This window comes from Neobacillus sp. YX16, assembly GCF_030123505.1.
Lineage (GTDB): Bacteria > Bacillota > Bacilli > Bacillales > Cytobacillaceae > Neobacillus.
Map to the genome: position 1 here is coordinate 2,835,573 of NZ_CP126115.1, position 26,825 is coordinate 2,862,397.

Here is a 26,825-nt window from a genome sequence, read left to right on the forward strand (position 1 = left end):
AATGGAACCGTCCCTCCGGTTTCCATTTACAACCTGTAAAGCATTCTAAACATAATTTGTTAATGATGCTTTACAGTTTTTTTATTTTGTAAAGGAAAAGGTGGATAGGGTGGGAGTATTGGAGTTGGCACGAAAGTTGCATTTGTAAAAGTATGAGGTGATGATATGAAATTCGGTGAGATTTTCATTGGTCAAAAAAGATGTCTCTTATGTCACCGCTGAAGTATTACAAAAGGAAGAAAGAAAAGGATCTGGTTAAGTTACTTATTAAAGGCAGAAATCTCTGCACTTGTATCAAAATAATAATTTGAAGGGTGAGGGTCTCAGTGGAATATCAAACAATTATTGATGAAAGAAAAAATCAAACAGCATGGATTTATTTGAATCGACCGGAAAATATGAATTCTATTTCCATAACCTTATTGAATGAATTGTCAGAAATTCTTCAGGAGGCTGAACGAGATGAATCAGTCCGAGTGATTGTATTATCAGGCAAAGGGAAAGCGTTTTGTGCTGGAGCTGACTTAAAAGAATTGCTAGTAGATTTAGAAAAAGAGCCAGATGGACAGAAGCGCTTTTTAGATTTAGCAGGGGAGATTTTTGAAAAGTTAAACAATTTAAACAAACCTATAATAGCTGCTTTAAACGGGATTACTCTAGCTGGTGGCTTGGAAATTGCAATGACAGCAGACATTATTATTGCTTCCGAAAAAGCAAAGATTGGTGATGCCCATGCGAATTTTGGTGTTCTTCCTGGAGGAGGAGGAGCAGTAAGGCTGCCGCGAAAAATAGGGTTGAACCGTGCAAAGTATTTGTTGTTTACAGGTGATTTTATTTCAGCGAGTGAAATGAAGGAATATGGATTGGTAAATGAGGTTGTCCCAGCCGATGACCTGGAAAGAGTTGTCCAGGAAATAGCAGATAAAATTTCTACAAAGAGCCCGCTCGTTTTAAGAGAAATGAAAAGGCTTGCAACAGATGGTCAAGAACAGCCACTTGATATTGCACTAAGACAAGAATTATTGGCACTTAAAAATCATACCCAGTCACATGATTTTCAAGAAGGACTAGCAGCATTTGCAGAAAAAAGGACACCAAATTTTAAGGGATATTAATCAATAGAGTGAGGCTGAGCTATTTTCTGCTCACCTCACTTTTATACTTCGATACGGTGGGTTTGTTTGAGCATCCAGTTACAGTGTTTCGTTCAATTGATATTTTTTCATTTTCGCATAGAGCCAAGGTCGGCTGATTCCAAGAATTTCACTCGCTTTTGTTTTATTACCTTTTGATTCCTTTAAGGCAGAGATGATCATATCCTTTTCAGTAGTAACCATTCTATCTTTATAAGTTGAGAGTACTTGTTGAGGAACGAATCTTCCCTGGGGGGGAGAGTCGAATGTAGGAATCTCATCTGCATCAATGTAGTCTCCAGTTTTTAAGTTTGCGGCTCGTTCGAGAACATTGTGTAATTCTCTCACATTGCCAGGCCACGAATGCTTCATTAGTTTAGTTACAGCGGAATGAGTGGCACCTTTAATGTAAAAACCACCTTGGTTCAAACGTCTAATAATGGTATGAATGATATCTGGTAAATCTTCCATTCTTTCTCTTAAAGGTGGTATATTTAATCGCATGATATTTAATCGATAGTATAAGTCTTCTCTAAATTTCCCATCTGCTACTAATTGTTCAATATTCTGATTTGTGGCAGCAATAATTCTTCGTATTTAAATGAAAGGTCTTCTCAGAAGGAAGAAAGGCATTTGCAGAAAAACGAGAAGCCAGATTTATTGGATACTAGCACCGAAAACTAATATTAAAAGACTGAATATTCCCTATTCATGATATTTTTAGAATACTATATTATTAAGAAAGAAATCGTTAAAATGTAGGAACTTCTTTACACAGTGACTGAGGTCTTATAAATATTAAAGGAGGATTAAGATGGGGATTTTAACGAATTTTAAACAAAGAGGAATTCTTGGTGATGGATTAAAAAGGACAAGTTATCGTTTTCCAACAAAACAGGCATTAATCTATTATAGTGCAGATGGAAAACAAATTTCTTACACCTATAAGGAGTTGAATGAAAAGGTAAATCAAACGGTACGTTCATTCGTTCAGATGGGGATAGAAAAGGGAGACCGAATCGCTGTCATTGGACGTAATAGTCCTGAAATGGTTATTTTATCCTATGCTCTCCTTAAGATTGGAGCTTGGATTACTCCTTTAAATTTTATGTTAAAACCCCATGAAATTAGCCAATTAATTCATTTTTCGCAGGCCAAGATGTTTTTTGTCGACGGATTAAATATGGATGGTGTTCTGTCTATCGCCAATGAATTAGACTGCATCCAAAAATTTGTCTGTTTTCGTACAAATGAAGTGCCGGAGGGCTGGGAAAATTTTAGCCAGCTTGGAAAAGGCAGCTCAGATGAATTAGAAATAGAAATTGATGATGAGGATGTAGCAGCGTTATTTTACACCAGCGGTACTGAGTCATTACCTAAAGGTGTTATGGTCACTCATCGTAATTTTTTCCATACGAATTATTCATACATGGCGGCAGGAGTTTTTCAACCTGAGGATAATTTAATGCTTTCGCTGCCATTAATTCACATGGCAGGCTTTACGTTTATGTTGAATAGCCATATGGTGGGGTTAACAATCGTAATGACAGAAATCCCGATTCCTTCACAAATGGCTATGTTAATCGACAAACATAAAATTACCTTTACAGCTTTGCCGCCAACATTATATTTAGGTATTCTTAATGTTGCGAATGATTATGATTTCACTTCTTTTCGTAAATTGATTACGTGGTCAAGTACGATTCCAAAAAGTATGGTAGATGGATGGAATCAGCTTGCACCTGATGCGAAATTTTTTACCATACAAGGTTCCAGTGAAACAACTGCCTCTCCTTTGACGGGAAGCTGGTTTAAGACATGGGATGAAGTTCCAAATGGAGATGGAAGATATGTTGGAAAAGTAACGCATACTGGAAGTGAAATTAAACTTGTTGATGAGTATGGAAACGAAGTTCCTGATGATGAACCGGGAGAACAAATCGCCCGTGGTCCAGTGGTGGTCAAGGGATACTATAATAATGAAGAGGCGAATATAAGGGCATTTCGAAATGGCTGGTATCATACCGGTGATGTATTTATTCGGGATAAGGAAGGGAACTATTATTTTGCCGATCGGAAAAAGGATATTGTCAAAACCGGAGGCGAAAACGTATCGAGTCAAGAAATTGAAAACGTTCTAAGCCTTCATCCAGAAATTATGCAATGTGCGGTTTTCGGTGTCCCTGACCCACGTTGGGGAGAAGCCGTAACAGCTGCGGTGGTATTAAAAATCGAATCAACTCTTACAAAAGAAGAAATCATTGAATATTGCCGGGAAAAATTGTCTGGTTTTAAAACACCAAAGTATATTGTGTTCAGAACCAGTCTGCCGACTACCTCTGCTGGTAAGCTATTAAAGAGAACCTTGAAGGATGAATACAAAAATCTATTACAAAAAATTTAAACAAAAAGTGCCAGGCACCATCCAAGAAATCGGATGGTGCCTGGCACTTTTCTTGTTTCTTATGATGATCAAATGAGATTTGACCAGGAGAACCGTCCCCTTGGTCCCCCTTGGTCCCTTGGTCTATGTAACACCGTGCACCTGCCGTTGATTGAACCAACCAATCGTTACTTGTGAAAGCTAGCTCAAACTAGGCGATCCTCCGGCACATAGATAGGACTACTTATGGCTGCTTCCTTCCGGACCTGACCAGTTTCATAGGTTTCCATTGCGTAGGACCCAGTTGTCAACACTATTTTCACAAGGCAGACCTTACTTGATTTAACCTCAGGCAGGATTTCAACCCCGCTATGGCGGATTGCGGGTTACAGGGCACCGCCAACTCCCCGTCTAGCACGGTATGTATAGGCTAGACTAATGCTTATGTGTATTTAATAAATCCGGCGCATGAAATGGCTGTAAGCCAGGTTCTGTTCCTGCGTGCTCAAACGATGCCAATCTCGCACAGCAGGTGTAATCATATGACTATCAGCCATGAAGACTGATCCATCCGTTTGGTTCATTTCCCGCAGGATGGTGCCCCTACCAAATTTGGGTTGCTCGCTCGTGGGGTTTACCCGTTCCATTTCTCCTGTTTCCAGAAGAATTCGTCACTGTGGCACTTTCAGGGTACTCGAAGCATATCCATCAAGGACTTAGCATAATTTCCCCGCCGTCAGCTGAAAACGAGTCTGCTGCCCATCTTTGCAGATGGCACGAACACTCCGGGCATCTCAGCACCGGGCGAGCCTGGACTTTCCTCAACTCATGTTAACACGAGCCGCGATTACTCACCATTTCATGTTTGTTTTTCTCGACTACGATAATGAATATATCATGTATAAGGGACTGTGGTCATTAGGAGGGTGGTCCCATAGATGGGATAATTAGGTAATAATAATGAATGTAAAAATTCTAAATAAGACGGAATATTCTAATAAAAATTCGTATATATGTATAGAGAAAGTAACTAACCTAATGAAGGGATGATGTCTGAATGGATTGGCTATGGCTGGTTGGTCGGGCAGTATTTGGTCTTTATTTTGCTTATTCTGGTCTAAATCATTTCATCCAATTTCAAGGTTTGAAGCAGTATGCATCATATAAGAAGGTCCCAGCACCAGGGCTCTCTGTTGTCGTAACCGGATTAATGCTCCTAGCAGGAGGCTTGAGCATCCTTACGGCCTATTGGATTGAATGGGGCCTGTATTTGTTAGTAATATTCCTAGTTCTTTCAGCTTTCATCATGCATAATTTCTGGAAGGAAACCGATCAGAATGCAAAAGTAGGTGAGATGAATCAATTCCTAAAGAATATTGCATTAGCTGCAGCTGTATTAATGTTACTTTCCATCACAAATTGGACTTGGTAAATAAATTTAGTTTTGATTTGTGTACTAATAATTATTAAAAAAGCCTACTCACCTTCCTGAATGTGGAAGGAGGAGTGGGCTCTTTTAGATGAACACTTAAAGAAGACTTAAAATTATTATTAAAATGAATATTTAAAAAGTATTGTAATTATAAAATTTTTAAAATATAATAAATTAAGTTTTTAATATTACTTAGATGTTTATATTGTTTATCTAAAAATACCTGATATTACATATTGTTTACCTTATCAAGAGAGGCAGAGGGACTGGCCCGATGACGCCCGGCAACCGCTATTTTTAATAGTATGGTGCCAAATCCTACAGAACGAGTCAGTTCTGAAAGATAAGGAAGAGTATATACATAAACCCTCTTCCTATTTTTCGGAAGAGGGTATTTTTATTAGGTGATAAAAACAAAACACGAACAATTTAATAAAATATTTTAAAAATGTTCGATTTTTGTATTGCTATATTTAGATATTTTTAGTAAATTAATAGACAAATAGTAATAAAAACGAATATATTACAGGGGGAACATCATGAGAAAACTACTTTCACTTTTCGTAGTGGCTTTAGTCCTGCTCGTCGCTGGATGTGGAGCAGAGGAATCAACAGGTAAAGAAGAAACACCATCAAAAGAGGGTAAGAAGAAAATTGCTCTCGTTCTGCCTGAGAAAATCGGTGTAAACCCATTCTTCCAGCAAATGGATGAGGGCGCGAAACAAGCGGCAGAAGAATTTGGAGTTGAATTAAAGACAATCGAATCAACGGATCATTCTGCTATTGAAGAAAATATTCGCGTAGCCGTAGCAGAAGGATATGATTTAATCATTACATCATCCTTTGAATCAGAGGATGCATTGAAAAAGGTAGCAACAGAAAATCCGGATCGTCAATTTGCAATTATTGATACCGTTGTAGACCTTCCAAATGTACAAAGTGTAAATTTCCGAGAGCACGAAGCGGCGTTCCTACTAGGAGCTGCAGCAGGTCTTTCTACCAAAACCGATAAAGTTGGTATGGTAGTGGCAATGGATATTCCACTTATGAAAAAATGGACAGTTGCGTTTGAACAAGGTTTAAAGGAAACCAATCCAGCTGCAGAGTTTATTGTAAACTATGCTGGAAGCTTTTCGGATCCAGCAAAAGCGAAGGAATTAGCGCTGTTACAAGCTTCTAAAGGAGCAGATTTCGTAGCAGGCGCTGCTGCAGTCGGCGACCTAGGTGTTTTTGAGGCAGCAAAAGAACAAGGATTCTTTACTTCTGGTCAGGACGTTGACCGTACAGAGGTTGATCCAGAGCATGTCGTTCTGTCACAGCTTAAAGGGACAGACGCAGCGGCCTATGAAACGGTAAAAGCATTTGCAAATGGTAATTTTAAATCAGGTATTGTCGAGTATGGTTTGAAGGAAAAGGGTGTTGGCTTAACATATGTAACACATGAAAGCAAAACTCCTCTTAACAGCTTTGTTGGACAAGAAGTTATTGACCAAGTAAAAGCACTTCACGAAGAAATTGTTACTGGAAAAAGAGAAATCAAAAATCCATTAAGCAATTAATCTGAAAAAAGTAAACCGACTGCACATTGTAGTCGGTTTCGATTTTTAAAGGGGTGGAAAACCATGACCTATGTGTTAGAAATGAAGGATATGAGCAAAAAGTACGGTGAGTTTCTTGCGAATGACAGGATTTCAATACATCTGAAAAAAGGAGAGGTTTTGGCCATTGTCGGAGAAAATGGTGCCGGCAAAACGACCCTCATGAGGATGCTTTACGGTCTTGAACAGCCGACTAGCGGGGAAATAGTACTCAATGGTAAAACCGTCAAATTTTCGGGACCGCTGGATGCGATTGAAAATGGAATCGGTATGGTGCATCAGCACTTTATGTTATTTTCTGATTTTTCCGTAACAGAAAACATTGTGATTGGTCATGAACCGAACCGAAATGGGTTCTTTAATAGAAAAGCTGCGGCAGAAAAAGTGAAGGAACTCAGCGAACATTATAAAATCAATGTCAATCCATTGAAAAAAGCAGGGGATTGCTCGATAGGTGAACAGCAGCGAATTGAAATATTAAAAGTGTTATATCAGGGTGCAGATATTATTATTCTCGATGAACCAACAGCAGTTTTGACACCACTAGAGGTAGAGGAACTATTAAAAACAATTCAATTTTTAGCGGAACAAGGGAAAAGTATTATCCTCATTACGCATAAGCTGCCGGAAGTGATGAAGGTAGCAGATCAAATAACCGTGTTAAGAAATGGAAAGGTTACAGGAAATGTTTTAAAACAAAATACAGATGTCGAACAGTTAGCCACCATGATGGTTGGTCGTGAACTCCAGAGGCTTACCGACCGAATTCAATTGGACGGTGATCCGCTTCTTGTGGTAGAAAATCTTACGATCGGCGGGAAAGATGCGAAACCAATTTTGGATCAACTCTCCTTAACGGTACACCGTGGAGAGATAGTCGGGATTGCTGGAGTATCGGGGAATGGGCAGTCAGAACTGATCCAGGCGATTGCAGGCTTGAGAAAAATTAATAGTGGCAGTGTACGCTTAGGAGATACAATCTTTTCAGGTAAAACAGTGGCTTATAGAAGAAGTGCTGGTCTCGCTCATATACCTGAAGACCGTTACTTATGGGGAGCGGCGAAAGAAGCATCTGTAGAAGAGACAGGGTTGATGGGATATTATCGAAAGAGAAATTTCAATCAATCTTCCTTTATTAAACTTAACGCATTTCGCAAGCTTGTTAGAGGATGGATTGACCGATTTGAAATTAAAACACCTTCATTAGATGAAAAATCAGGAAACCTATCCGGCGGAAACTTGCAGAAATTAATTGTTGCCCGCGAACTTGGATTTGAAACAGATTTTCTCATTGCGGCTGAACCAACACGTGGTGTCGATATCGGCGCCATGGAATATATCCATGAGGCCATTATCGAGAAACGAAATAATGGAGACGGTATTCTCCTCGTTTCGTCAGAGTTATCGGAAATCCTGATGTTGTCTGACCGGATTGCTGTGATGTATGAAGGAAAAATAGTTGATATCCTCGATCGAAATGAAGCGACGGAAGAGAGATTAAGTGTTCTTATGGCAGGAGGAAACGAGAATGAAGCTTCAACGAAAACTACAACAACTGCTTAAATCCTTGATACAGCCTCTTATGGCCGTGTTGATTGGGCTTTTGACAGGGGCCGTTGCTATTAGTCTAGTAGGTGCATCTGTTTTGGAAACCTATAAAGTCATGTGGGACGGGGCATTCGGAAACTTTTACTTTGTTACCGCAACACTTGCGCGTGCTACTCCTATAATATTGATTGGTTTAGGTCTGGCCATTGCCTTTCGAGCTGGTGTCTTCAATATGGGAGCAGAAGGGCAAATGGTGTTAGGTGCGGTAAGTGCAGCACTTGCTGCTTTATATGTTCCAGGATCAGGAATTATCAAAATACTGGCGGCATTGGGTGCTGGATTTTTAGCAGGGGGCTTATGGTCGCTCCTGGCGGGGTGGATGGAAACTAGATTCAAAGTACAATTATTGATTTCTACGTTACTCTTAAACTATGTGGCAGTATTATTTGCTGGTTATTTAGTTTCGAGGCCGTTTCAAGACAAAAGTGGATCGGCTGCATTAGCACAGACTCACATGATTGATCAGGTGGCATGGCTGCCTAAGTTATTCCAGGGTATGAGTGTTCATATGGGATTTGTTATTGCGATTGTTTTGGCGGTTATTCTATATATTATTTTGCGTTTCACATCAGCAGGGTATGAGGTAAGGATGCTGGGCTATAACCCATTCTTTGCTGAGTATGGCGGGATAAATAAAATAAAGGTGCTCCTTTTCAGCATGTTTTTTAGCGGCGGGATCGCAGGACTAGCTGGGACGGTTGAAGTCCTCGGATCACAATATCGTTATGTAGAAGGTTCCCTGACCGTTCCAGGTTATGCCTGGACAGGGTTAATGGCAGCCCTTTTGGCAAATTCCAATCCCCTTGGTACAGCTGTAGCGGCGATTCTGCTTGCCGCACTTCAAACCGGCGCAATGGGAATGGAGCGTAATACAGAGGTTCCGTTGGAAATTGCCAGTGTGATTCAGGGAGTTCTTATTCTTTTTGTTACAGCAAAAATCACCATGAATTGGTGGAAAGTAAAGAAGAAAGCGGGTGACATCCATGGAGCTGCTTGATCTCTCCTTTTTTACCTCAGCAATCCGAATGATCAGTCCTATTCTTTTGGCAGCTTTAGGAGGAGCCCTATGTGCTCGTGTTGGAATTTTTAATGTAGGCCTTGAAGGATTAATATTAGCAGGTGCTTTTTCTGCCATCGTTGGAAATTACTTTAGCGGGAGTGTGCTTGTCGCTGTTTTAGTAGGTGCACTGGGTTCTGTACTAGTTTCACTGCTATTCGGTTTGGCAGCCATTCGATTTAAAGCAAACCCAATCGTAGCAGGTATCGCTATCAACTTTTTAGTTCTCGGTTTGACCACGTTTGGACTCCGAGCCATTTTTAATGTAAAAGGTGCCTTTTATGATAAAAACATGGAAGGACTTCCGAAATTGGACATCCCGGTGATTGAAGGCATTCCGGTTGTTGGGAACCTTCTTTCGGGACATTCACCACTCGTATATATCGCCTTTCTAGCAGCAATAGTGTTGTACATTTTCTTTTACCGTACGGTTACAGGCTTTCGGGTTCTTGCGGTTGGGAAAAATGAAGCAGCTGCGAGAAGCCTTGGCTTAAAGGTGACGCTTCTGCAATATGGCGCAATCGTGGCGTGTGGAATACTTTGCGGTTTGGCAGGTGCCCAGCTCTCTCTGGGTCAAGTTACGATGTTTACAGAGGGAATGACGGCTGGAAGGGGCTTTATTGCTCTTGTGGCGATGATGTTAGGTCAGTCTCACCCAATCGGAATCGTAGGGTCAAGCTTGTTATTCGGGCTGATGGATGCGTTAAGTATCAGACTTCAGGGCTTTTCAATGCCAACTCAATTTACAGCAATGCTGCCTTATATTATTACAATCATTGCGATGTTCTTCCTAAAGGACCGCGGGGCAGATTCACAGCTATCTGGGCAGCAAAGCTCTAGGTAAGAAGGGGGAATGAAATCATGAATAAAGTAGAAAGAATTAAAAAGACGAGAGTTCCGGCAGTTGATCCCAAGCTGGCTAAGCGACTTCCGCCTGGCCAGGCATTAACAGAACGTTTCCCGATTCTTCATGAAGGAGACGTGCCTGTGTATGATTTGGGAAAATGGAATTTAAAGGTGTTCGGTGAAGTCGACAACGAGGTCGTACTAACTTATGATCAAATCAAAAAAATGCCTCAGACGACCATCAACGTGGATATCCACTGTGTCACGCGCTGGTCTCGTTTTGATAATAGCTTTATCGGTGTCAAATTCAGCGATTTCCTAAAGGAGATTGGTGTGAATCCTAAAAGTAAGTTTGTTATGTTGCATGCAGATCATGATTATACAGCCAATATTGCTTTGGAGGATCTGCTCAAAGAGGATGTAATCTTGGCCCACACTTTTGAAGGAGAGCCGCTAACGGAAAAGCATGGCTGGCCGCTTAGGCTCGTCGTACCGCATCTTTATTTTTGGAAAAGTGTAAAATGGATCCGAGGAATTGAGTTTATTGATGAAAATCAGCCAGGGTTCTGGGAGCAAAACGGCTTCCATATCAATGGTGATCCGTTTAAAGAAGAAAGATTCTCAGGGGAAGACCTGCCAATACCAGAGGATGAATGGGAGCGAAAAGACTTTGACTAAACAATTGCCTAATTTAAAATTAACATCAGATATCCTGCCAGAACGTGTTCTTGTATGTGGGGATCCAGGTCGTGCCAAGATTATTTCCGATTTATTGGATAATCCTGTTTTACTCGCTCAAAATCGCGAGTATCACACTTACAGCGGAAGCTGGAAGGGGAGTCAGGTAGCCGTAGTCAGCCATGGTGTTGGAGCACCTGGGGCAGCGGTATGTTTTGAAGAACTTCTTATGGGTGGTGTACAGTTCATCATTCGAGTAGGAACAGCTGGTTCTTATCAAAAAGATGTTACACCTGGAAGCCTAGTGATCAGTACCGCTGCTGTAAGCTGTGATGGGTTAACGAAACAAATTGTCCCTCCTGGATTTCCAGCAGTGGCAGACCGAAATATTGTTGAGGCATTAATGAATGCGGCAGTTTTAACTGGGGGAGGCGTTCCTGTAAATGAGGGGATTACCCTTACACTTGATGCCTTTTATTCAGGAGTTCTTGAATTTCCACATCAGCTTTATAAAAAAGCTGGAGTTCTGGCAGTTGACATGGAAAACTCCGCTTTATTTGTAATTGCCGCTTTGAAAGGGATAAAAGCTGGGGCGATTATGGCCATTGATGGCTATGCGGATGCAGAACTGCGAGACGAATATAATCCACACAATAACTTGGTTTCCAACGCGGTGGAAGCGGAAATGAAAATAGCCTTGGATGCGATTACGTCATTATAAGTATTAGTTTTTCGCTGAAGCATTAGGATTTGAAAAAAATGCCGACTTACCTTCTGAATTACTGGAAGGTAAGTTGGCTTTTAATCTTTCATTTACAATAAAAGTGCTCATATAATTTTTCTGGGGATTATGAAAAGTTTTACTAGTACATGGTAAGAGTTCTTTGAGATAATTATTGCATGTGTTTTATTTTTAGGGTGAATGGAAGGCGAAAACATGACATCAAATACGTTTTATTACTTAGGATTAATCTTCGTATCCGTTGTTTGGGGAATCAATTTTGGGGTTTCACGGTGGGCAATGGATGTGTTTCCTGCTGAAGTGTTTGTATTTCTTCGATTTGGTCTAGCCCTGCCTGTCTTATTTCTTATTTTAAAGTGGACAGAAGGCAGTGTAAAAGTGGAGAGACGTGATTTGCTAACACTCGCTATTATTGGATTGATTGGTGTCACTGCGTTAGAAATCATGGTTATGTACTCTATCAAATATACAACCCTTGCTAATGCTTCTTTATTAAATGTTGCACCATGGCCCATTTTTGCTGCTCTTTTTGCACCGTTATTTACTCGAGAAAGAATAAGCATCAGAGTGGCAATTGGCGGCTTTATTGCGTTAGTGGGAGTTACGCTGATCATCCTAGGGGGAAAAGATGGGTTTGATCTCAGTTCTCAGTATATGATAGGAAACTACATTGCTTTAGCTATTAGCTTAATCGGTGCACTATTTAATTTGGCGTGTATGCCGCTGATGAAGAAATACTCACCTCTTCGTGTAACCGCGTGGTACGTTTTATTTGGTTCACTATTTTTATTTCCGTTTACCGTTAATAAATGGAGTGGAATCCAAACGGATAACCTTTCTATCATCACATGGGGAGCCGTTGCTTACAATGTGTTACTTTGCACAGTTGCTGCCTTTGTTATATGGAATATATGTATGAAACATGTAGGCGCAGCCAAAGCAAATTTCTTCCGTTATTTTGTTCCCGCTGCGGCAGCAATGGCGGGTGCGTTATTCTTTAATGAATCAATTTGGATTACACAAATGGTTGGTGGACTAGTGATTATTCTTGGTTTAGTTTGGATTGGAACGGAGAGAAAACAGCAGATTCCACCAATTATGAAAATCTCTAACTCCAATAGATAAGTAAAATAATAGCTTAATATAAGGCTTTGCTTAACTGGACCGGTCCATTTGTAAAATGAAAAGACTATATGGCTATCTTTTTACAAAGTTATCGACATATTAATTAAATAAGTGTAAAATAGGTGAATCCTAAATAAAAATCCGCGTACTGTGGTCGAGGTTGTAGCACCCCTCGTTAAAAAACTAAGACGAAGCAGCATTTCTCTTAGAGGTGCTGTTTTTTTGTTGTTCATCATAGAGAATAAAGGGAGAGTAGTTTTGTGAGAATACTATTGTATTTAGTTTCAATTATTGCTGCAAACGTCGTAACAGCAGCATTCACACCATTAATAATGGGAATCTTTATTGTCCCAATGGGAACATTTTTAATCGGTGCAACATTTATCTTCCGTGACCTGGTGCAAAACAAGTACGGCAGAAAGAAGACGTACATGTTTATTGGATTAGCACTGTTTTTATCCGCGGTTGTTTCATCTATTCTCGGCGATACTTTAATCATCGTTTTAGCATCTGCAGTTACTTTCGCGATAGCAGAAACAACGGATACAGAAATTTATTCAAGACTAAAGTTACCAATGAGTTTACGTGTACTTTACAGCGGAATTGTCGGAGGGATCTTGGACAGTGCCATTTTCGTGGTTCTTGGTCTGAGCCCGTTTGGTGCTAACTTCCTTCCATGGGAAGCCGTTCCATCTGCAATCATAGGTCAAGTCATTGTTAAAACAATCATTCAAGGGATTGCAGCACTTATCATTCATCAAACGAATAACATAAGCAAAAATACAGTTGCGAATTAAGTTTAGAGCTCCAAACTCTTTTAATAGAGTTTGGGGCTTTTTATTATATAAATCATAGTTAAACAACGTCTAGTACGGACTGTGGTAGTCATATATTCATATTACCCTTGAATTCTTCAGAAAAGAGGTGTTGTTATCATGTTTTCTGTCACCGGAATGCAGACTTTCACATTCTTTTCAATGCCCCATATTATGACGTTAATTCTCTTTTTTCTAACCTGTTTCCTTTTGGTGTTTTTCAGAACGAAACTTAAGAGCTACCAGCACATGATAAAATGGACACTATTTACTACCTTGATACTTTGTGAAGTTAGCTTCCATTTGTGGCTAATCCTTACCAATCAATGGGAAGTAGGGGATCTCCCGTTACAGCTTTGTTCACTCAGTACCTTTTTATCATTGTACTTATTTTTGAAAAAGAATCAAAAAGTGTTTAATTTGCTATTCTTTATTGGTCTAATTCCTCCCATCTTAAGTATGGTCACTCCTGATATCGTCTACCAATTTCCTCATTTTCGATTCTTAAAATATTTCCTGCATCATTCAGCTATTCCCTTAGCCGTTTTGTACTTTATCCTCTTCGAACGGTACAGAGTTCCTCTCAAAGCTATATTAACGGGCTTTATTACCTTGAATATCATAGCTGTCCCAGTATTCTTCCTGAATATATTGTTAGACACAAACTTTTTCTTCTTAGCGAGCCCTTCAGAAACAGAGACCATATTATCATTTTTCGGCAGTGGAATCATGTATTATGTAAACCTTGAAATAGTTGGACTCATCGTATTTATCATCACATATATACCAATGGGGATTTTACAAATAAGGGAAAATAAACTCTAAAATAGAGAAATCTATATTTTCACCACACAGCATTCACAAGATGGCTGTGTGTTTTTTTGTGGAAATGGTGTATTTTATGTGTTATATAAAGTGAGACATGTTATTTTGAGTTGTAATAAAATGAAGGGCTGCTGATGATATGAAGGTTGCAATATTTGATTTTGATGGAACATTATTTCCTAATGAGACTTTTCCACTATTGATGGGGCATTTGAAGAATCATCCTCTGCATTTCCAGAAGTATCGGAATTTCTTCCTTAGAATTTTACCGGTATATCTTGCATACAAATGTAAGCTTTACCCCGAACAAAAAATGAAAGAATATTCAATGTGGTCGTATATAGCTGCTTTTGGAACTTCTCCAAAATCAGAGATTGACCAGTTTTTTTCACAAATTGGCGAGAGCATGAGTCAAAACCTAAGTGAACCGGTGTTACATAGACTTGAACAACATAGAAGGGAAGGCTATTATACTATGCTTGTGTCCGGTGCTTATGAGCCGCTCCTGCACTCCGTTACAAAAAATGTAAATTTTGATTGTATCATTGGAAGCAGCATTCCTTATAATGATGAGAAATTATCTAAGAACGCTTCTATAAAATACATATACGGGGAACGAAAGAGTGATTTCATCAATGCCCATCTGTCCCATAGAGAAGTAGATTGGAAAAATAGCTTTGCATATGGCGATAGTTACACGGACTTAAACGTTCTTGAATTAGTAGGAAATCCTGTTGCTGTGAACCCAGAACCGCGGCTTTTAGAGGTAGCTAATCATAAGAAATGGGAAATTATTTAGAAAAAGTTGTAAATTCGTGTGAAGTGTACAGCTTATTCGGTAAAATCGTACATTTTATACAATATAGCGTACAGCTTCTACAAAAAAACATACAGTTTCTACAAATCAGCCCCAAAACGGCATTCTGTTATCCACAAAAAACGAGAGCGTATCCGCATGAATGGATACGCTCTCGTTCTATTTAAAAAAATAGAAAATACTAGGATGGCTATTAATGGCAGTAAAAAAGATACATAAAAAGTTATTAGAAAATTTCATAAGTGGGTTGACGAGATAATAAATATTATTTATTATAATAATCAGATAAATAATATTTATTACATCGAGAGATACTTGGTAACTGTCTTAAACAAAAGGAGGTGTTATAGACTTTCAATATAAAATGGATACGCTTTCAATATTGAGTGGAATCCTGTTTTTTAACCTTCTATCCCAAAAAGTCGGAATACCATTGTTGTTGTGGTAAGGTTAAAACATAGTAAGGATAGGAGTGTTAACGCTTTATGAAAAATAGAAGTGAACAATTAGTTAGCGAGCTTGGACGTAAAATAGTAACTGGTGAGTTAAAACAAGGAGAAATCCTCCCAAAAGTAGAGGATTTAGGTGAAATATATAATGTAAGTCGAACGGTAGTCCGTGAATCCTTTAAAACGTTATCTACTTTGGGGCTTGTGAGATCGAATCAAAGGGCTGGTACAATTGTTCTTCCACGCTCGGAGTGGCAATGGTGGAATTTAGAACTCATTAACTGGGTGCTTGAAGATGAGAATAATCGTGATTTTCTCCTGCATTTAACAGAAGTTAGAATGGGGCTAGAACCAATGGCAGCAGCTTTAGCCGCAGAGAGAGCAACCGAGGAGGATTTGGCGAGCATTAAGAATGCCTTCAATCGACTCGAGCAATCAATTGGAGATGAGAAGGCATGGGCCATTGCCGATTATGATTTTCATGAAAGAATCTTATGTGCTTCATACAACGACTTAATCATCAATACAGTTAGAACGCTCCGGAAAGCGCTAGTCTTTAGCCGGGAAAAAACGGTAAGCGCAGCTAAGACTTATCCAGAGTCTCCATTTGATACTCCGACAAACGAAGTATTAGAAAGACACCGTTCTATATATGAAGCCATCATGGTGCGTGATGAAAAATTGGCACATGATAAAATGATTGAATTAATCCTGCGGGTTAAAAGGATATTGGAAAAAATATATTCTTAATTTCACTGAACTTCAAAAACCAAAAAATAGGGGGAGTTAAATGTGGGAATCCAAATAGTAAGATTTGAAAAGGAAAAGAAAGAACAGTGGGGAGTTGTATCAAATAACCGTATTTCCGTATTAAGGGATAGGTATTCTTCTTTAGCTCATTTTTTAGAAGAGGGTGTTGAAGAAGCTAGAAAATTAATAGATCAAGGAAAAGGTGAATCTCTTTCATTAAATGAAGTGACCATCTTAAGCCCTGTAACTAAACCAGCAAGAATTGTCTGTCAGGGTGCCAATTACTCCTCTCATCGTGCTGAATCTGGTATGGAAGCAGCTCGGCCGCCATATAATATGTTTTTTAGTAAAGCAGATAGCACACTTTGTGGTCCCTATACAGAGATTATTCGTCCGTCTCATGTTAAGCTATTAGACTATGAAATTGAGCTGGGGCTAGTCATTGGAACGGAGATTTCTTCATCCGTTGAAGTCACAGATGAAAACCTTCACCAATATATTGCAGGGCTTGTTATTATGGATGATGTTTCTGCAAGAGATGTACAACTCTCTGAGGGGCAATGGTTAAAAGGGAAGAGCTACCGTACTTTTGGACCTACTGGACCGTTTTTGTATTTACTTGATAAAGAAGAGGTTCCACTCATACATGATCTAGAATTAAATTTATGGGTAAATGATGAATTACGTCAATCAGCAAATACGAATCAATTATTATACAAACCTGCTGAAACTTTAACAGAGCTTTCAGAAATTATGAATCTTTCAAAAGGTGATTTGGTTATAACCGGTACAACTGGCGGAGTAGCACTCAGTCTTACACCAGAGATACTAGGACAACTATCAAGCCATCTGGTCCCATACGCTGAGAAAGTAGATTTGCTTGTTGAAAGTCAAATCAATAACGGTAAATATCTGAATGATGGGGATGTTATTCGTTGCCAAATTAAGAGTAAAGATGGGAAAATTGATCTTGGTGAACAAGTAAATAAAGTTGTTTCTAGTAAAGTAGCAATTTCTTAAAATTGTATATTTTTAAAAATGCTGGGATTAAATATCCCAGCAACCTCTAGTTCTTACATAAATAAATTTAACGTCCATGTAGATGAATTAAATCAGTTTAATAGTTGATAAGAATGTATGCGTTTACAAAATGGAGTTTTTGATTAAATTTGAGAATCTTTGTATAGGGGTGGAGAATGAAACTAGAAATGATTGATGTAGCAATTGTTGGTTATGGACCTGTATCAAAGCTTTTAGCTGCATTACTTGGCCAAAAAGGATGGAAGGTTGGGGTATATGAAAGATTTTCTGAAGCCTATCCACTTCCCCGTGCCGTTCATTTGGATGATGAGGTTGCGAGAATGCTCCAATCAATTCTTCCAAATAGTGAACTTGAAAGAATCTTACAACCAGTCCCTGATTTATATGAATGGCGAAATGCTGAACAGCAATTACTATTGGCCCTCGATTTCTCTCAAGATGGCATTTCAGGATGGCCAGGACATTTATTTTTCAATCAGCCAGAGCTTGAAAAAGTGATGGATGCTGCTTGCCGTAAACTGCCTAGCGTAAATGTGCAAATGGGTAATGAAGCAATTGAGTTAAAGGAATTTGAGGATCATGTAGAGCTTATGGTGAAAGACCTGCAGGGGGAAGTTCGTATGATTCATGCAAAGTATGTTGTTGGTTGTGACGGTGCAAACAGTTTTGTTCGTAAAAAGATGGATTCTACAATTACGGACCTTGGATTTGCAGCAGATTGGCTTGTTATTGATATCGTTACGAATGAGGATAGAGAATGGAACCCTATGAATTTGCAGCTATGTGATCCAGCCCGCCCTACAACCGTTGTTTCAGGTGGCCCAGGGAAAAGACGATGGGAATTCATGGCTCTTCCTGGCGAGACAAAAGAAGACCTTAACAATGTAGATGTAGCATGGCGCTTGCTTGAACCTTGGAATGTAACTCCTAGTAACGCTGTATTAGAACGGAATGCAGTTTATACATTTAAGGCATTATGGGCGAATGAATGGCAAAAAGGACGGCTCCTTTTAGCAGGTGATGCAGCTCATTTAACTCCGCCGTTCATGGGTCAAGGTATGTGCTCTGGTCTTCGTGATTCTATGAATCTAGCTTGGAAGCTAGACCTTATTCTATGTGGAAAAGCTGCAGCGTCTATTTTAGAGAGTTATACAGAAGAGCGTAAACCTCATAATCGTGAGGTCGTTGAAGCAGCCTTGTTTTTAGGAAATGTCATTTGCGTAACAGATCCGGTTGAAGCTAGAAATAGAGATGAGGCATTTTTTACAGGTGGTGTTCCTGAATTTCCTGAATTCCCATTTCTAACAGAAGGCATTCTCTACCAATCAGCTGACGGGAAAAATAAAAAATACACGGGGAAACTTTCATTCCAAGGTCAGGTAAAGTATAGAGGGAAAACAGGTTTATTTGATGATGTTGTAGGAAATGGATGGACGATAATAAGTCCTGTGAATGATCCTAAGAAGGTTTTAAGTGAAGAACAGATTTCGTTTTTAGAGGACATCGGTGTTAAATTTATTGAAATCTCAGAATCATCAGAAGACAAAGTGGCAATATCTGATAAAGCTGTGGATGTCGATGGAAAATACAAACAATATTTTAAAGATACTGGTCTTGAAGCGGTTGTGGTTCGCCCAGATTTCTATCTATTTGGTGGTACAGAGAGTTTAGCTGAATTACCATTACTAGTTGAAAATTTATCCAAACAATTTAGTAGATTCATGATTCCAGCAACTGCATAAACACAAATAAATCTTGTTTTTAATACAGCTGCTGGCTAGAGAACAATGGACCGGCATCCATTGTGGTTCGTTTTTCATTTGCTTGGGGGCAAAAGAAAAACGGGTATGACGTTATCAGACTCTGAAAGTCTTCATTTGAATTTTATCATATTCTCTTAAATTACATCTAACAAAGGATTTGCTTATCTATTATTTAATCACATGGAGGAATGGGATATGTCAAAGGTAAAAGTTTTTAGATTAGCGTATGTTGATTTTAATTCAAAAAATGCGGATAGCATGGTGGAATATTATACAAATACAATGGGTTATCGTATTTCAGAAGAAGTGGATGGCGTTACTTATTTAAGCAACGCTCTTGACCACCATAATATCGTAATTACTCCTTCTAATAAAAAAGGGATTCGCCGCTATGGATACCAATTAGATGGCAATCTTAGCTTAGAAGAAGTACAGGAGCAGCTACACGTACTAGGAATTAACTCTACTATTAAGGTTGATGTTAAACCGGGTATTTCACGATTGATAGAGTTACAGGATCCGGCAGGAAACACGATTGAATTATTTATAGAGATGGAACAAACAACTGTTGGCTTTGGCACTTCAGGGGTTGTTCCTCATAAATTAGGACATGTTGCGTTTTATGCGAATAATTATAATGAAACCATCCATTTTTACAGGGATGCATTAGGCTTTTCGTTTACAGATAAAATCGGTGAGAGCTTTGCAAATTTCTTAACTTGTAATACCGAGCACCATGTCCTAAATATTGTGGCATCAGATGAGACGCGGTTACACCATATTGCTTTCCAATTAAAAGATGCCAGTCATCAGTATGCAAGTTCTGATTTATTGGCGAAACAAGGTTACCCAATTCTTTGGGGGCCATCACGTCATACGGCAGGCCATAATATTGCAACCTACCATTATGACCCTGAACAAAATGTAGTGGAATTGTATACAGACATGGATATATTTATTCCAGAACTCGGCATTTTTGAACCACGTCCTTGGCACGAGGAGCTGCCGCTAAAACCAAAAGTTTGGGAATCACTAAGTGCTTGGGGAACGGAATTTGAAGTGGATTTGGCCAAGGTTTAAGAGAGCAAGATGAATGACTACAACTTAAGCACCAGCTTAAGTAAAAGTTCTCAAGATTAATGTCAGTATTATTCTTTTTAAGAATGTGGTTATTTTTATCAAAATTAATTTATTCAGAAGGGAATTGAGTATAACTGATCAATGAAAATATTGTAAAAGACCGAACCAATGTGGCCGAGGAACTCGTAAAACGCGCTGCAGAGTTTGTTCCCCAATTACGTGCACAAGGAAAGGAAATTGATGATATTCGTAGAATTCCTGAAGGGACAATTGAAGCTTTAAATGAGGCGGGGTTGTTCAATTTGACTATTCCTAAAAGCTTTGGCGGTCATCAAGTAAACATTCGTACATTTATTGATGTTAATTCTGAAATAGCACGCGGAAATGGTTCTGCCGGCTGGGTTACGACATTAACGAACGTTTGTAACTGGCTTGTTGCTACTCTTTTTCCCAAGGATGTGCAACAGGAAGTCTTTGGAGAAGCTAATGCACGTACATGTGGGGTACTTGAACCAAGAAAATGCGAGGTTCGTCGTGTTGAGGGCGGCTATGTAATTGAGAAAGGATTTTGGGGATTTGGATCTGGCTCACTACATGCAAATTGGGCTGCTTTAGGTATTCCAATCGTTGATGAAAATGGGCAAATCATTGACAATGGTCTAGCGGTCCTTCCAATGAAGGATGTCGAGATTCAAGACGATTGGTACACTACGGGTCTGCGTGGCTCCGGAAGCAATAGTCTTGCGGTTAAGGATATCTTTGTTCCTGAACGAAGGGTAATTTCGCTTTCAAAGGCAATTAATGGGGAGTATCAATCAGGTTATTCCAAGGAAGAAACACTTTATCACTCAGCTTTGGTACCTGTCTTAGCACTTGTGCTTTTATCGCCTCCGCTAGGCATGGCTCGCGCTGCATTGGAAATCTTTTTGGAGAAACTACCCAATCGGAAAATTCAATACACATGGCACAACTCGCAGGCTGAAGCGACCGTTACCCATCTAAAAGTAGCCGAAGCTGCAATGAAAATTGACTCCGCACTTCTGCATGTTTACCGTGCTGCTGATGATATTGATAAATGTGCTGCTAGTGGTGGATATATGGATTTTCATAATAGAGCCCGTGTTCGAATGGATTCCGGCTATGCGGTTAGATTATGCTGGGAAGCCATCGATATTCTAGCATCTGAAAGTGGTGGAGGGTTGATTGCGGAAAATAACCTTCTATCACAAATTATACGTGACGCACGCGGTGCGACAAATCACGGAGTTATTGTTCCTACTACAAACCTTGAGTTATATGGGCGAATTCTTTGTGGTCAGGAGCCTAATACGGTTCTAATTTAATTGTTTTTTAGACTAAATGAAAACGAAATGTAATTAGAATTTTAATAGAAATTAGTTTTTCCGATACCATGAATTGGGATCTGACTAATATCCTAGAAAGGGTAGAAATCAGATCCTTGTTAATTATTCTTTCCAAATTTTAATGATAAGTAAGGCTGAGAAAATCTGATAGATAGTATAGAAGGAGTGAAAAAGATGGAGAAACAAAATCAGCAAAACCTTTTTAAAGAAGTTATGGGAAATTATCCGACTGGAGTAACCATTGTTACGACATGCGATGAAAATGGTAATCCCGTCGGACTTACAGTAAATTCTTTTGCATCCGTTTCCCTTGATCCGCTGCTTATCTTATGGTCGATAGATCATCGTGTTTCTTCCTTGAATACTTTTAAAATGGCGGACAGTTTTGTCGTCCATGTGCTCGCTGGTGATCAACAAAAGCTTTGTCAACTATTTGCCAGCAGAAATACGGATCGCTTTGGCAACTGCAAGTGGAGCCTTTCATCACAAAATATGCCAATTCTCGAAGATACATTTGCAGTTTTAGAGTGCAAAAAGTATAAGCAAGTCGAAGCAGGGGATCACACTATTTTAATTGGAGAAGTCACTAATATAACGGTTCATGAAAAAGAACCGATGCTCTACCATCGCAGGAATTTTGGTCCAATACCTGCTGAATTTCATGCAGTCCCAAACTAAATAGGTAACAAGTTAGGAATCAATACCTAGAAAATATGATTAATATTTTCAAAGTGAATCATATATCAAACTGTAAATGGTAGGGGGAGAATAAATGGCAACTTATATAGTAGATGGGGCAAGAACTGCTTTTGGTTCGTTTGGCGGTTCATTAAAAGATGTCAGCGACATTGATTTAGGTGTGGCAGCAACAAAGGAAGCCATTAAAAGAAGTGGAATTCCAGCTTCAGATATTGATGAAATTGTGTTCGGCAATGTTATCCAAACGGGAGAGGCTTCAGCATACTTGGCAAGACATATTGGTTTAAAAAGCGGAATGCTAGAGTCATCAGCTGCACTAACCTTAAATCGATTATGCGGTTCAGGACTCCAGTCCATCATATCGGGTGCACAGTCCATTGCATTAGGAGAGGCAAAAGTCATTGCTGCTGGTGGAACTGAAAATATGAGTTTAGCTCCTCAAATTTTAAAGGGTAACCGCTTTGGTTCACCAAATAAAGCACCTGTGGTAGTGGATATGCTGTGGGAATCACTCATTGATCAATATGGTGGCTGCGGAATGGGAATGACGGCAGAGAATCTCGCGGTAAAATATGAGATATCTCGAAAAGAACAGGATGAATTTTCGGTTTATTCGCAGGAAAAGGCAATCAAAGCAAGAGATAACGGACGTTTCGCAGAAGAAATCGTCCCTATTGTGAGGAAAGATAGAAAAGGAAAAGAATTATTCATTGAGGTCGATGAATATATTAGAGACGCTGTGACTGTTGAGGGCTTATCCAAGCTAAAGCCAGCTTTTAAGAAGGACGGAACGGTCACACCAGGAAATGCAAGTGGTATAAACGATGGTGCAGCAGCCGTTTTATTAGCTTCAGAAGATTATGTCCTTGAACATGATTTAAAACCATTAGCTAAAATTGTTTCTTGGGGAGTAGCAGGGGTTGATCCGAAAATCATGGGGATTGGACCTGTTCCAGCAAGTATAAAAGCACTAAAGAATGCTGGATTATCCTTAGGTGATATTGACTTGTTTGAATTTAATGAGGCATTTGCTGCTCAATCTTTAGCCGTCATCAAAGAGTTAGGGGTAGATAGGAAAAAAGTGAATGTCAATGGCGGAGCGATTGCTTTGGGGCATCCTCTGGGTGCTAGCGGTACAAGAATTACATATTCCTTAGCACTTGAAATGAAAAAACGAAATGTTAAGTATGGATTAGCCTCCCTATGTATTGGCGGAGGTCAAGGCATTGCCATGATTTTAGAAAGAGTATAAAGCTTTTATTAAAAGACTCTGTTAAAGCGTATTATTGATTTTGGCACTCTGTTGATTTGTGCGGAAGGCGCAAGACTCCTCGAAAATGCTATGGCATTTTCTTCGTGCGTGGGCGGATACAAGGAAGTAAATCAATGTCCTGCAGGAGGAGGGGACAGGGGAGACCCCGCTCATCTCTTAGCGCCGAGGAGTAGGAAAAGCGGAAGCGACTCGAGGGGCTAGTCGCTGCAGCTAGACAGGCTTCCCGAACCGCCTGCGGAAAGCGAAGCGCCTCGTGACAGGCTGAGACCGCCTGTCACTGCGGTGATTATTCAAAGGAGCTTTCCTTTGTGGAGCGCAAATCAACAGCCTTATTTAACACTGCAAATAAAATAAAGAAAGAAGGTTTAAAAGTGGAAAATAAATTTGTTCGGTTAACGATCCAAAATCATGTGGGAATTGTTAAATTAAACCGTCCGGAAGCTGGAAATGCCATTCATTTAGAAATGGCAAAGGAACTTATGGACGTTGCAATATTTTGTTCAGAGAGTGAAGAAATTAGAGCGGTGGTTATTACAGGTGCTGGAAATAAGTTTTCAGTCGGTGGAGATTTAAGAAGCTTTGCTGAGAAAGGGGAACAAATCAGTTCTCATCTAAAAAGTGTTACCGCCTATCTGCATCAAGCGATTTCCTATTTTACTAGAATGAATAAACCTTTTATTGGTGCGGTGAATGGAGTCGCAGCGGGTGCCGGGATGAGTCTCGTATGTGCCTGTGATTTGGCTTATGCTTCTGACCATTCCAAATTTGTCATGGCGTATAACAAGATTGGATTAACCCCTGATGGTTCAGGAAGTTATTTCTTACCGCGTCTTGTCGGGATGAAACGGGCACTTGAGTTAATGTATACAAATCGTCTATTGGATGCAAAAGAGGCAAGTGAGTGGGGGATTATCAACCATGTTGTTGCCGATGAGCAATTATTAGAAGTTGTCCTAGAGTTAGCAGAGAACCTTGCAAATGGACCAATGAATGCATATGGAGAAACGAAAAAGCTCTTTTATCATTCGCTGCAAGAAACACTTGAGTCCCAAATGAGTAAGGAGTCGTTAGTCCTTGCTGAAAGGGTAAACAGCATGGAGGGAAAAGAAGGGATTTCCGCTTTTCTAGAAAAACGTGAAGCTGATTTTTTAAAAGAAACCATTTCTTCAAAATAATTAATTTTCAAGTATCGATAAACGGAGGATTTGAAAATCCAAGGTTAGATGCACGATTCTAGACACAAGCTTGGATTGATTATGATAGGGGGGATAAGATTGAAGACCGCAAATGTTAGTGGAAATTTACTCTGGGAACCCTCACGTGAAATTCAAGAAAAATCAAACATAAAGAAGTTTATGACATGGCTGGATGAAACGCGTGGGCTAAAGTTTGACCAGTACAATCAATTATGGGAATGGTCCGTTACAGACCTTGAGGGGTTTTGGTCTTCCATTTGGGATTATTATAAAATTATTGCCAAAAGTGATTATCATGAAGTATTATCTGAAGGCAAAATGCCAAATGTCGATTGGTTTTCTGGTGCAACAGTAAACTATGCAGAACATATATTTAGGAATGAAACTCCAGAAAAAGCTGCTATCATTTATCAATCGGAAATTCGACCACAACAGGAGCTTTCATGGGCTGAACTTAAAAAGAATACAGCTGCTATTGCAGGCTATTTAAAGTCTAAAGGGGTTAAGCCAGGTGACCGGGTTGTGTCATATGCCCCTAATATTCATGAAACAGTAACAGCATTTCTGGCATGTGCCAGTATTGGTGCAGTGTGGTCAAGCTGTGCACCGGAGTTTGGCATCCAGAGTGTTATTGATAGGTTTAAACAAATCGAACCAAAAGTAATGTTTGCATCAGATGGCTACCAATACGGAGGAAAGAAATACGACCGACTTGAATTAGTTGGAAGAATTCAAACGGAATTACCTACGCTGGAAGAAACAATTATTATTCCTAACCTCCAAGATCAACCTGAATTATCAGGTTTGAAGAATTCCGTACTTTGGGATCAGGTTATAAGCGAAAATAGTAATGTCCCATTAACCTTTGAAGCTGTTCCATTTAACCATCCGCTTTGGATCTTATATTCATCTGGAACTACAGGAAAACCAAAAGGCATTGTTCAAAGTCAAGGTGGAATTCTGCTTGAACACATAAAGTTTCACGGACTCCAGATGGAATTAACAAGTGAAGATCGATTTTTTTGGTACACGACAACAGGCTGGATGATGTGGAACATAGTTGTTAGTAGTATGCTAACTGGTGCGACAGTCCTATTATATGATGGGAATCCGAGCTATCCGAATGATGAAACACTGTGGAGGTTTGCGGAATCTACCAAAATGACCATGATGGGCACAAGTGCAAGCTTTATAGTGGCCAATATGAAATCAAATGTGAAACCAAGAGAATTTAATCTCTCACATTTAAGAAGCATAGGCTCAACAGGTTCACCATTGCCTGAAAGCGGGTTTGAATGGGTTTATCAAGAAGTGAAGAAGGATATTTGGCTTTATTCTACTACCGGAGGAACAGATATTTGTTCTGGTTTTCTAGGGGGAAGCCTGTTAATGCCCGTATACTCTGGTGAACTACAAGCTCGATCTTTAGGAGTAGCTGTTAAGTCCTTTAATGATGCAGGAGAAGAAGTAGTGGATGAGATTGGGGAACTTGTGGTTACAAAACCGATGCCATCCATGCCAATTTATTTTTGGAATGATGAAAATGGGGAACGTTACAAAAATAGTTATTTTGATGTTTTCCCTGATATTTGGAGGCATGGAGATTTTATTAAGATAACCTCAAGAGGATCTGGAGTTATGTTTGGTCGTTCAGATGCAACCATTAATCGGGGCGGAATTCGGATGGGGACGAGTGAAATATACAGTGCTTTAGAAAGTATACCAGAAGTGCACGATAGTTTGATTGTCGACATACCAATTAATAGTGAGCAATCCTACATGCCATTATTTATCGTTGTAAAAGAGGGTACTCCATTTTCAGAGGAATTGAAATCGCATATTAACAAAACCATTCGACAAAACTGTTCTCCTAGACATGTACCAAATGAAATTATTAGTGTTAATGAACTCCCTAAAACATTGAACGGTAAAAAAATTGAGGTGCCCATTAAGAAAATATTAATGGGGATTCCTGTCAATCATGCTGTTAACTCAGATTCATTGCTAAATCCACAATCGTTACAATATTTTATTGAGTTTCAGAAATTGATAGAATCAGGGGATGTCTTATTATAATATGTAAAATTCTTTGTAATCGAATATGAAAGCCTAGAGGATGCGACCCCTAGGCTGTTTTTCATGTGTGTTCTA

At 39.4% G+C, this 26,825-nt stretch carries 23 protein-coding genes, 2 other RNA genes, 1 pseudogene and 1 riboswitch; of the genes and pseudogenes, 22 read left to right on the forward strand and 4 right to left on the reverse strand.

The genetic code is table 11. The annotated features are described in order from the left end of the window. The first annotated feature begins 326 nt into the window (after window positions 1-326). Window positions 327-1,115 carry an enoyl-CoA hydratase/isomerase family protein gene (locus tag QNH48_RS13625; protein ID WP_283955390.1) on the forward strand — a complete coding sequence of 263 codons (789 nt, stop codon included), beginning with the start codon at window positions 327-329 and terminating at the stop codon, window positions 1,113-1,115. A gap of 78 nt (window positions 1,116-1,193) precedes the next feature. On the opposite strand, the gene QNH48_RS13630 is transcribed toward QNH48_RS13625, so the two are convergent. Together QNH48_RS13630 and QNH48_RS30560 are read right to left on the reverse strand one after the other, a co-directional pair. Further along, complete coding sequence (locus QNH48_RS13630) at window positions 1,194-1,637, reverse strand: AAA-type ATPase lid domain-containing protein (RefSeq protein ID WP_283955391.1); 444 nt, start codon at window positions 1,635-1,637, stop codon at window positions 1,194-1,196. Between the two features lie 3 nt (window positions 1,638-1,640). Continuing rightward, window positions 1,641-1,730: pseudogene (locus QNH48_RS30560) on the reverse strand (sigma 54-interacting transcriptional regulator); the annotation flags it as partial. Window positions 1,731-1,947: 217 nt separating this feature from the next. Here QNH48_RS30560 and QNH48_RS13635 point away from each other — a divergent pair. After that, entirely contained in the window at window positions 1,948-3,537 is a 1,590-nt protein-coding gene (locus tag QNH48_RS13635; RefSeq protein ID WP_283955392.1) for an AMP-binding protein, read from the forward strand. A gap of 133 nt (window positions 3,538-3,670) precedes the next feature. Here the strand turns inward: QNH48_RS13635 and ffs are convergent. Together ffs and rnpB are read right to left on the reverse strand one after the other, a co-directional pair. Continuing rightward, window positions 3,671-3,936, reverse strand: an RNA gene (gene ffs / locus QNH48_RS13640) — signal recognition particle sRNA large type. A 55-nt stretch (window positions 3,937-3,991) separates the two neighbouring features. Beyond that, window positions 3,992-4,375: RNase P RNA component class B (gene rnpB, locus QNH48_RS13645), an RNA gene on the reverse strand. 198 nt (window positions 4,376-4,573) lie between these two features. Between rnpB and QNH48_RS13650 the strand changes: the two genes are divergently transcribed. The 20 genes from QNH48_RS13650 to QNH48_RS13745 all read left to right on the forward strand — a co-directional run bounded on the left by QNH48_RS13650 (window position 4,574) and on the right by QNH48_RS13745 (window position 26,750). Beyond that, on the forward strand, window positions 4,574-4,948 hold the full coding sequence (locus QNH48_RS13650) for a DoxX family protein (RefSeq protein ID WP_133371066.1): 375 nt from the start codon (window positions 4,574-4,576) through the stop codon (window positions 4,946-4,948). A 242-nt stretch (window positions 4,949-5,190) separates the two neighbouring features. Further along, window positions 5,191-5,298: riboswitch (SAM riboswitch) on the forward strand. Window positions 5,299-5,487: 189 nt separating this feature from the next. Then, window positions 5,488-6,507, forward strand: a complete 1,020-nt coding sequence (locus QNH48_RS13655; RefSeq protein ID WP_283955393.1) for a BMP family protein — start codon at window positions 5,488-5,490, stop codon at window positions 6,505-6,507. A gap of 63 nt (window positions 6,508-6,570) precedes the next feature. Next, window positions 6,571-8,109, forward strand: a complete 1,539-nt coding sequence (locus QNH48_RS13660) for an ABC transporter ATP-binding protein (RefSeq protein ID WP_283955394.1) — start codon at window positions 6,571-6,573, stop codon at window positions 8,107-8,109. After that, window positions 8,075-9,151 carry an ABC transporter permease gene (locus tag QNH48_RS13665; RefSeq protein WP_283955395.1) on the forward strand — a complete coding sequence of 359 codons (1,077 nt, stop codon included), beginning with the start codon at window positions 8,075-8,077 and terminating at the stop codon, window positions 9,149-9,151. Before QNH48_RS13660 ends, QNH48_RS13665 begins: the two co-directional genes overlap by 35 nt. Then, window positions 9,138-10,055, forward strand: coding sequence for an ABC transporter permease (locus QNH48_RS13670; RefSeq protein WP_133371062.1), 918 nt, complete (start codon window positions 9,138-9,140; stop codon window positions 10,053-10,055). Before QNH48_RS13665 ends, QNH48_RS13670 begins: the two co-directional genes overlap by 14 nt. Before the next feature lie 17 nt (window positions 10,056-10,072). Continuing rightward, entirely contained in the window at window positions 10,073-10,735 is a 663-nt protein-coding gene (locus tag QNH48_RS13675) for a sulfite oxidase-like oxidoreductase (protein WP_283955396.1), read from the forward strand. Beyond that, window positions 10,728-11,456, forward strand: coding sequence for a nucleoside phosphorylase (locus tag QNH48_RS13680; RefSeq protein ID WP_283955397.1), 729 nt, complete (start codon window positions 10,728-10,730; stop codon window positions 11,454-11,456). Before QNH48_RS13675 ends, QNH48_RS13680 begins: the two co-directional genes overlap by 8 nt. A gap of 216 nt (window positions 11,457-11,672) precedes the next feature. After that, window positions 11,673-12,602 (forward strand): DMT family transporter, encoded by a 930-nt coding sequence (locus QNH48_RS13685; RefSeq protein ID WP_283955398.1) that lies wholly within the window; start codon window positions 11,673-11,675, stop codon window positions 12,600-12,602. A 260-nt stretch (window positions 12,603-12,862) separates the two neighbouring features. After that, window positions 12,863-13,399, forward strand: coding sequence for a VUT family protein (locus tag QNH48_RS13690; RefSeq protein ID WP_283955399.1), 537 nt, complete (start codon window positions 12,863-12,865; stop codon window positions 13,397-13,399). A 156-nt stretch (window positions 13,400-13,555) separates the two neighbouring features. Continuing rightward, window positions 13,556-14,242 (forward strand): YwaF family protein, encoded by a 687-nt coding sequence (locus QNH48_RS13695; protein WP_283955400.1) that lies wholly within the window; start codon window positions 13,556-13,558, stop codon window positions 14,240-14,242. 139 nt (window positions 14,243-14,381) lie between these two features. Beyond that, window positions 14,382-15,041, forward strand: coding sequence for an HAD family hydrolase (locus QNH48_RS13700; RefSeq protein ID WP_095249500.1), 660 nt, complete (start codon window positions 14,382-14,384; stop codon window positions 15,039-15,041). Between the two features lie 503 nt (window positions 15,042-15,544). After that, a complete protein-coding gene (locus QNH48_RS13705) occupies window positions 15,545-16,258 on the forward strand; it encodes a FadR/GntR family transcriptional regulator (RefSeq protein WP_283955401.1) in 714 nt (237 codons plus the stop codon). Window positions 16,259-16,300: 42 nt separating this feature from the next. Then, a complete protein-coding gene (locus QNH48_RS13710) occupies window positions 16,301-17,278 on the forward strand; it encodes a fumarylacetoacetate hydrolase family protein (RefSeq protein WP_283955402.1) in 978 nt (325 codons plus the stop codon). A 176-nt stretch (window positions 17,279-17,454) separates the two neighbouring features. After that, window positions 17,455-19,041 (forward strand): bifunctional 3-(3-hydroxy-phenyl)propionate/3-hydroxycinnamic acid hydroxylase MhpA, encoded by a 1,587-nt coding sequence (mhpA, locus tag QNH48_RS13715; RefSeq protein ID WP_283955403.1) that lies wholly within the window; start codon window positions 17,455-17,457, stop codon window positions 19,039-19,041. A 216-nt stretch (window positions 19,042-19,257) separates the two neighbouring features. Next, window positions 19,258-20,142, forward strand: coding sequence for a VOC family protein (locus QNH48_RS13720; protein ID WP_283955404.1), 885 nt, complete (start codon window positions 19,258-19,260; stop codon window positions 20,140-20,142). Between the two features lie 170 nt (window positions 20,143-20,312). Beyond that, window positions 20,313-21,485: an acyl-CoA dehydrogenase family protein gene (locus QNH48_RS13725; RefSeq protein ID WP_283955405.1), complete on the forward strand. Its 1,173-nt coding sequence runs from the start codon at window positions 20,313-20,315 to the stop codon at window positions 21,483-21,485. Window positions 21,486-21,680: 195 nt separating this feature from the next. Continuing rightward, complete coding sequence (locus tag QNH48_RS13730; RefSeq protein WP_283955406.1) at window positions 21,681-22,184, forward strand: flavin reductase family protein; 504 nt, start codon at window positions 21,681-21,683, stop codon at window positions 22,182-22,184. A 94-nt stretch (window positions 22,185-22,278) separates the two neighbouring features. Continuing rightward, window positions 22,279-23,457: an acetyl-CoA C-acetyltransferase gene (locus QNH48_RS13735; RefSeq protein ID WP_283955407.1), complete on the forward strand. Its 1,179-nt coding sequence runs from the start codon at window positions 22,279-22,281 to the stop codon at window positions 23,455-23,457. Window positions 23,458-23,786: 329 nt separating this feature from the next. Continuing rightward, window positions 23,787-24,653, forward strand: a complete 867-nt coding sequence (locus tag QNH48_RS13740) for an enoyl-CoA hydratase/isomerase family protein (protein WP_283955408.1) — start codon at window positions 23,787-23,789, stop codon at window positions 24,651-24,653. Window positions 24,654-24,752: 99 nt separating this feature from the next. Continuing rightward, entirely contained in the window at window positions 24,753-26,750 is a 1,998-nt protein-coding gene (locus QNH48_RS13745) for an acetoacetate--CoA ligase (protein ID WP_283955409.1), read from the forward strand. The last annotated feature ends 75 nt before the right edge of the window (window positions 26,751-26,825 follow it).